Here is a 2,210-nt window from a genome sequence, read left to right on the forward strand (position 1 = left end):
TTCACACCCGTCACGGCCAACCAGCACGTTTCACCAAGATCGTGTTACGAGCTCTTAGGGCTTGACGAGAAGAGCTGGTATGCACGTCGAAGGACGTAACAGAACTGGCCGTCGTTAAAGAGGTTCTGAGCGATCACGCGGCAGATCCCGAAGAACACGCCATGTCCCGCAGTGCCGCGAGAGCCGGTTATTTCCCAGAGCGAGTCGCGGCCCCAGGAGTCCAACGCCAGAAGATTAGGCTGCTGCGCGGAACCGAGGGCAAGTTGCAGGAGTTGTGCCTGGGTCCGCGACGCATCACGTTGGTGCGTCAGTATCTCCACTGCCTCCGAGACGCTCTCGACTCGAGTGATGGCTTCCGTGGCTGCGTCAAGATGCCGCTGTGCTCGAGCACCGTGGTTCTGGGCTTGGAGGGGGGTGCTTGCGAGCAATGTTTCGAGGTATGCGCCGACCATTGATTCGAGCTCAGCTATGAGGCCCCTGAGTGCTGAAATGAGCTGCCGCATGGGGCGGCGGTCGTCGGCGCGGTGAAGGGCAGCTCTGAGACCAACCAACTCGGTCACAGAGTCTTTGAGCCGCTGAGCGCCTTCTTGGCTCTCTGCTGCTGCGGACACGGCATCGAAGAAGCCAGTCATCCATGTGTGGAGGGCTGCGTATACCTCGGCATGCAAGAACTCAGGAGCTCCAAGTTCTCTGTGCTCGGACTGGTCTGCTGCCTGCGCCAGTATCTGCTGAGCCTCAACCGCTCTCTGTCGGCGACAGAGTGCTGCACTGTCGACCTCCCACGGCTCAGGGCGGCGCTCGCAGTCGGCACACGGCACGCCGCGGATCCGCTTGATGCCACACCCCTCACAACTGATCACGTTGAATGAGAGGTGGATCGCGAACTTCGACATGAGACTTGACCGAACTCCACTAAAGAAGCGCTAGGGCGCTTACCTGACAGTCCCTGAACTATCAGCACATACTCTCGTGATCCGACGTGTGAGACACCCGTTTTTGTCCAGTCAGGCACACTTCAACCGCCGGCACTCCGATGATGGCACCGACCAGACCGTCCACGATCTGCTGCGCTGGCAGGGCCGCGAGTCGAAGGGCCGACGCGAGGACCCGTTCGCGGTCGTGATGGACAGCCAGACCGTGCACGCCTCGGTCAACGCACCGAAGACGACGGCCGTGCTATATCCGAGCAAGAAGAGCCGGGCCGCAAGTGGGGCATCGTCACCGATGTGCTCGGTCTGCTCATCGCCGTCATCGACCAGGGCCGGTTGCTGGGCATCGACGCGTCACAATTACTGCGGACCTCGGCTCCGCGTGCCTTGATCCCTGATGAGTTCGCGTCGTTGCCTCATCGCAGGTATCCCGCAAACAAGTGGCCGGCCGGCTGAGGGTTGGTCCGGTGCAGTCAAAGGCGGCCCAGCGCACCGCCCAACTTCGGAGATCCCGATCTCTGGGCGCCGGCTCCTCGAGGTGCTCCGTGCGCGGTCCAGGCCCCTGCGTCGAGCCCCAAGCTCTTCCGAGAGTAGTTACTGTCATTGTTGATCTTGACGCGAGGCCCCCTGCTGACAATTCGACTCAAGGGTACGAATTACGTACGTGCAAGGCCTTCGCGTCGAGGCCCGCCCCGTCGGCGAAGTGGCGTTTTGTGGGAACTGGGCAAACGGCCGCGCAAGTCAGCATCGTTCCGCTCGGGATGCAGTGCTGTACTGGTCCGGCTCCCGCGCCCTGAGTATTGGTGTAGTGCTCAGGCCGGAGAAGCAGGAGCTCAGCATGCTGCGAGTGAGCGTAGTTCGGAAGTCGGCCGAGAGCTGACGGGGCGTCATGAACGTCAGCATTGGGTCAGCATCAGTCTGGCTAGAGCTGCCTACCGCTGGCGAAACATGCGATTCGAAGACGTGGACTCAGGCGCTGCGAGAGGCGTTTGCGATCGGGGCGAAGCGAAGTCGAGCGGGTCGACGAAGTCACTCGCTCGACTTCGTCAGGGTCAGGCTATGGAAGTCCAGTTCAGCGCACTCGACCCCGGGGTTTAAGCGGCACAGGCGGCACCTCAGGCGCATCCAGCCGCCCTCCGTCGTACCCCTTTACGTCCCCAAATCGCGACCCGCTCATCCACTCCTCCCGAGCCTGAGCGATTTCGTCATGTGACCGTGCCAGGAAATTCCACCACATATCACGGTTCTGACGGTTCTCCCCAGGTCAGAGGCGTGACAGAC

1 protein-coding gene and 1 pseudogene are annotated in these 2,210 nt (G+C 61.6%); both read right to left on the reverse strand.

The genetic code is table 11. The features are described from left to right. Nucleotides 1–44: 44 nt before the first annotated feature. Nucleotides 45–893, reverse strand: coding sequence for a hypothetical protein (locus AB0J02_RS43570; RefSeq protein WP_363199477.1), 849 nt, complete (start codon nt 891–893; stop codon nt 45–47). Nucleotides 894–2,001: 1,108 nt separating this feature from the next. Further along, nucleotides 2,002–2,166 (reverse strand): annotated as a pseudogene (locus AB0J02_RS43575) (pirin family protein); the annotation flags it as partial. Nucleotides 2,167–2,210: the final 44 nt, after the last annotated feature.

The sequence above is a fragment of the Streptomyces sp. NPDC050264 genome (genome assembly GCF_040655895.1).
Classification (GTDB): Bacteria; Actinomycetota; Actinomycetes; order Streptomycetales; family Streptomycetaceae; genus Streptomyces.